The sequence below is a fragment of the Pseudoflavonifractor sp. 60 genome (genome assembly GCF_009911645.1).
Lineage (GTDB): Bacteria > Bacillota > Clostridia > Oscillospirales > Oscillospiraceae > Lawsonibacter.
On record NZ_QWKI01000020.1, the window covers coordinates 1 to 5,063 of the forward strand.

Annotated in this window: 7 protein-coding genes; 2 read left to right on the top strand and 5 right to left on the bottom strand. The window is 57.4% G+C overall.

All coding sequences use genetic code 11. From position 1 onward, the window contains the following. Positions 1-511 precede the first annotated feature (511 nt). Complete coding sequence (locus D1646_RS02475; RefSeq protein WP_347565114.1) at positions 512-799, bottom strand: helix-turn-helix transcriptional regulator; 288 nt, start codon at positions 797-799, stop codon at positions 512-514. A gap of 21 nt (positions 800-820) precedes the next feature. On the opposite strand from D1646_RS02475, the gene D1646_RS02480 reads away from it, so the two are divergent. Then, positions 821-1,039 carry a helix-turn-helix domain-containing protein gene (locus tag D1646_RS02480; protein ID WP_160634921.1) on the top strand — a complete coding sequence of 73 codons (219 nt, stop codon included), beginning with the start codon at positions 821-823 and terminating at the stop codon, positions 1,037-1,039. A 45-nt stretch (positions 1,040-1,084) separates the two neighbouring features. Here D1646_RS02480 and D1646_RS02485 read toward each other — a convergent pair whose 3' ends face one another. The 3 genes from D1646_RS02485 to D1646_RS02495 form a co-directional block, all read right to left on the bottom strand. Then, a complete protein-coding gene (locus D1646_RS02485) occupies positions 1,085-3,235 on the bottom strand; it encodes a polyribonucleotide nucleotidyltransferase (RefSeq protein ID WP_160634922.1) in 2,151 nt (716 codons plus the stop codon). A 217-nt stretch (positions 3,236-3,452) separates the two neighbouring features. Next, on the bottom strand, positions 3,453-3,719 hold the full coding sequence (gene rpsO, locus D1646_RS02490; protein WP_160634923.1) for a 30S ribosomal protein S15: 267 nt from the start codon (positions 3,717-3,719) through the stop codon (positions 3,453-3,455). A gap of 182 nt (positions 3,720-3,901) precedes the next feature. Next, positions 3,902-4,084 (bottom strand): hypothetical protein, encoded by a 183-nt coding sequence (locus D1646_RS02495; protein WP_160634924.1) that lies wholly within the window; start codon positions 4,082-4,084, stop codon positions 3,902-3,904. Positions 4,085-4,385: 301 nt separating this feature from the next. Here D1646_RS02495 and D1646_RS02500 point away from each other — a divergent pair, with 301 nt between their 5' ends. Next, positions 4,386-4,544: a hypothetical protein gene (locus tag D1646_RS02500; protein WP_160634925.1), complete on the top strand. Its 159-nt coding sequence runs from the start codon at positions 4,386-4,388 to the stop codon at positions 4,542-4,544. Positions 4,545-4,585: 41 nt separating this feature from the next. Here the strand turns inward: D1646_RS02500 and D1646_RS02505 are convergent, their stop codons facing one another. Further along, entirely contained in the window at positions 4,586-4,918 is a 333-nt protein-coding gene (locus D1646_RS02505; protein ID WP_160634927.1) for a type II toxin-antitoxin system RelE/ParE family toxin, read from the bottom strand. Positions 4,919-5,063: the final 145 nt, after the last annotated feature.

Genomic DNA, 5,063 nt, shown 5'->3' on the forward strand with positions numbered 1-5,063 from the left:
GGGACGAGGGACGGGCCCTGCTGGCGCAGGGCCACAAAGTGGCAGGCTAGGGTCATTCCACCCTACAAAAGATACTTTACGAATTAAAGCTGCAAAGAAATGGCCCCTTGACAAAGGCGCGGAAATTGGTATAATGAATGCAGAAGGGTGCCGTCACTGACGGTTGGCCCTATATTGTCAACAAGTTAAAATGTTGACCGCTTGGGTACCAGCCGAGCGGTCAACACGCTTTTGGGGCGGTGAGGAGCATTACCAGAACGGTAATGGCTGCGCACACCACGAAACGCAGGACCTTCATCCCGCGGCCGTTTCCCATCTGCACCACCTCCCCTCGTCGGAGCAAAGTCCGCTCCAAAACACAACCGCTTCGCTGGGTCGTGTTTTGGATTTTGGGTCATAACGGTGGGCCAACCGCCAATATGTAACAGCGCTGTCTTTCTGCCCCCTCTGTCTGAGGGGTATTTTTATTTTACTATACCGGGGCGTATATTGTCAAACTTTACCGCCTGCCCTACCTTGGATATGGCATTCTTTCTTTTGTCAGTCCCAGCAGATAATCCACACTGGTATTGTATAGCTCCGCCAACTGAATCAGCGTTTCTGGTGTCATAGAGTTTGTTCCTGTTTCATAGGCTGAATAGGTGCGTCGATTGACCCCAAGCTGGTCCGCCACATACTGCTGTGTCCAGTCGTTATCCTCCCTTAAATTGCGAATATTATAATAAATCATCGGATTCACCTCAAATTTATTATATATGGCAGAACTTATGCCATTGACTTTTGGCAGAATTTCTGGCATAATCTTCGTGAGGTGATAAATTTGATTGAAAATGAGATAGAATTAAAACTATGCAAAGAGATTCGGAGCCGGAGGAAGGAGGCGGGACTGACATTATCGGGGTTGGCCAAACGCAGCGGACTCCCACTGGAAATGCTGGAGGAATTGGAGCGGGGCAAAATTCCGGAAGAAATGATTGTGGATGATGCCGCCGCACTGGCAGATGTGTTCCAATGTAAGATATGGGAACTGTTTGACTAGCAGCAAAAAGCGGGACGGCGAACCGTCCCGCTGAAATTTTATTGCTTACTTAATGGGCTGACCGGCCTCTTTCCGGGCTTTGATCTCCCGGAGGGCGTCCTTGTAGGAGAGGTTGACCCGGCCCTTTTCGTCAATCTCGGTAACCTTGACCCAGATCATATCACCGATGTTGACCACATCCTCCACCTTCTCGACCCGGCGCTCGGCCAGCTTGGAGATGTGGACCATGCCGTCCTTACCGGGGGCCAGCTCCACGAAGGCGCCGAACTGGAGGATACGCACCACCTTGCCGTAATACAGCTCGCCCACCTGGGGGACGAAGACGATGGTCTCGATCATCTTCTTGGCGGCGTCGCAGCTTGCGGCGTTGGGGGAGGCGATGTGGATGGTGCCGTCATCCTCAATGTCCACCTGAGCCCCCGAGTCGGCGGTGATCTTCTGAATGACGGAGCCGCCCTTGCCGATGACCTCGCGGATCTTGTCGGGGTCGATCTTCATGGTAATCATCTTGGGGGCCCACTTGCACACCTCGGGGCGGGGGGCGGCGATGCAGGGCAGCATGACCTGGTCCAGGATGGCAAACCGGGCGTCCCGGGTGATGTCCAGGGCCTCCTTAATGATCTCATGGGTCAGGCCGTCGTTCTTCAGGTCCATCTGGATGGCGGTGATGCCCGACTTGGTGCCCGCCACCTTGAAGTCCATCTCGCCGTGGAAGTCCTCCACGCCCTGGATGTCGATGAAGGTGGTAAAGCCGCCGTTGTCGTCCTGAATCAGGCCGCAGGAGATGCCGGCCACAGGGGCCTTGATGGGCACGCCGGCGTCCATCAGGGCCAGGGTGGAGCCGCAGATGGAGCCCTGAGAGGTGGAGCCGTTGGAGGACAGCACCTCGCTGACCACGCGGATGGCGTAGGGGAAGTCGTCCACACTGGGCAGCACGGGAGCCAGGGCCCGCTCGGCCAGGAAGCCGTGGCCGTACTCCCGCCGGTTGGTGGAGCGGGGGGCCCGGGCCTCGCCTACGGAGTAGGGCGGGAAGTTGTAGTGGTGGAGATAGCGCTTCTCGGTCTCCTCCCAGATGGTGTCCAGCTTCTGAGAGGCGGCCAGGGTGTTCAGGGTACAGACGGACAGCACCTGGGTCTGTCCCCGGGTAAACAGACCGGAGCCGTGGACCCGGGGCAGCACCCCCACCTCGGCGGCCAGGGGGCGGATCTCGTTCTGGGCACGGCCGTCGACCCGGTGACCCTCCAGCAGCCAGGCTTTGACAATCTTCTTCTGGAACTTGTAGGTGAATTCCTCCAGATACTGGTCCATATCCGGATACTCCTCCAGATACTTCTCGTGCCAGTGGTCGATCATCTCGTTCCAGCGCTGCTCCCGAACGGTCTTATCGTCGGTGTCCATGGCAGCCTTGGCCTCGTCCATGAAGTTGGCCACAATGTCGTCAAAGAGCTCCTGGTTGAACTGGGCGTGGTCGTACTCCATTTGGGGCTTGCCGATCTCGGCCACGATCTGGTCGATAAAGTCGATCTGTTTGCGGATCTCCTCGTGGGCCTTGACGATGCCGGCGTACATGATCTCGTCTGGAATCTCGTCGGCCCCCGCCTCGATCATCACAACCTTCTCCCGGGTTGCGGCCACGGTCACGTCCATGCGGCTGGTCTTGCGCTGCTCCTGGTTGGGGTTGAGGACGATCTGCCCGTCGCAGAAGCCCACCTCCAGGCAGCCGATGGGGCCGGCAAAGGGGATCTCAGAGTAGCTCACACAGGCGGAGGCGCCGATCATGGCGGCCACCTCGGGGGAGCAGTCGTAGTCCACGCTCATCACGGTACACTGGATGCACACGTCGTTGCGGAAGTCGTAGGGGAACAGGGGGCGCATGGGCCGGTCGATGAGGCGGCTGGCCAGCACAGCGGGCAGAGAAGGACGGCCCTCACGGCGCATAAAGCTGCCGGGGATACGGCCCACGGCGTACAGCTTCTCCTCAAACTCCACGCTCAGGGGGAAGAAGTCGATGCCGTCCCGGGGGCGGGGGGAAACGGTGACCGCCACCATAACGGTGGTCTCGCCGTACTTCACCAGGGCGGAGGCGCTGGCCAGCTCGGCCACCTTGCCCACTTCAATGGTGAGGGGCCGGCCGCACAGGTCCATGGTCCAGCTCTTGAACTTGGGGAACTGCTTGTGCTTGATAATGGTAGACATATTGATTCTCCTTTTTCGTTGGTGTCCGGAGCGTTCACTGCCCTTTAGCACTTGAACTCGGGTTTGAGCCCGGCGCAAGCCCGGGTTCAACTGCTAAAAGACCAGCAAAACGCCGGCTTCTATAATGCGAACATAGGGCGGTACGCAGAACGCGCCGCCCTATGAAGCAAATGTGGTCACGCCTCGCCTGCTTACAGCGGCTAGGACCCTCCGCTCCTTACTTACGGATGCCCAGCTTGGCGATAATGGCGCGGTACCGCTCGATATCCTTGGCCATCAGGTAGTCCAGCAGCTTGCGGCGCTTACCGATCATTTTGTACAGGCCGCGGCGGCTGTGGTTGTCGTGGATATGCACCTTCAGATGCTCGGTGAGCTCGTTGATGCGGGCGGTGAGAATGGCGATCTGGACCTCGGGGGACCCGGTGTCGTTCTCGTGGGTGCGGTTGGCCTCAATTACGACCGTTTTTTCGTCCTTGCGGATCATGGGAAATTCCACCTTTCATATGTTTTGTCCAAGGGCCGGGCTGCGGGCGGGTGATCCCCCGCGCACCTGCGCAGGCTGTGTCCCAGCGGCCAAGCGATGGACGGCGCACTTGCTGTGCCCGGATAATATATCACAGTTTTTCCTTAATGTAAAGGAAAAAGTCTAAGAGTCACAAGAAAATTTTATTCTCCCCCCCTCTGCTCTGTCCCGGCAAAGGGGACCTCCTCCGCCATAGCCAGCTGAAGCTCCTCCAGTTCCTTCATTGCCGCCTCGGCCATGCGGCTGATTTCGTCCAGCCGGGCAAAGGCTTTGCAATAGAGCGCGTTGTAAGCTTCCGCTGTCAGCATCGTTTCGTCTGTTTTCATGGTAAAACCCCCTTCTCCCCTATTTTTACACAAAATGAATCGCAAAAATGTCAAATTTTGTCGAGGAAGGAGGCTGTCTTTTCGACAATATTTGACCATGAAAAGGGGGCGCTATTGTATATAGCCGCCATATGCTTGTACTGCGGGCAAACCGCTTCCCCGCTGCCCGTCCCGCGGGAGGAAAGTTTCCTCTGTTTTACGGCTGTGACGCGGGCGAAAACGGGGGCCTCTGTGATAAAGCTGCAAAATAATTGGACAAATAACGGATCAGATATTATAATGGTCCAAAGGAGTGACGATTATGCCGAAAATTGACGCCCAGCTGGGCATCCGGGTCACCAAGGACCTGAAGGAGCGCCTCACCGCGCAGGCCAAAAGGGAGATGAAAAGCGTGTCGGCTCTGGTGGTCCAGGTGATGGAGGAATATCTGGAGTCCCAGGAAAACGGAAAGAACGAGTAAACGCGCCGCCCGGCACAGGTCAGACTGCGCCGGGCGGAGTTTCAGCTGTTTTCCTGGGGGGAGGATTTGCCGAACAGGTAGGCGAGATAGTCCCGGCGTCCGTAGAGGATACGGTCCACATAGACATCGGCGCCGGAGACCCGGTAGAAGGTGAGGTAATTTCCGGTCACAAGGAACCGATAGTTTCCGGGAGCTGCGGCGGCGGAATGCAGCGGCGCGCCCAGCATGGCGTGGTCCCGCAGGGCGTGGATGTCATCGGTGATCCTGCGTGTCACAGCGCGGGCGGCGGTGGGGTTTTCCAATTCCACCTCAATGTAACGTTTGATTTCAGTCAAATCCGCCCGGGCTTTTTTGGATACGTGTATCTTATTCATCGGCAATACCCAGAGACTCCTTCACCGCCTCCAGTGTCAGCCACCCCTCTTCTTCTCCGGACCTGCGCCCCTTGTCCAGCTCATTCATCAGCTTAATGGTGGCCAGCGTCTTTTCGTAGTCCCGGATATCCACAATCGCGTATTT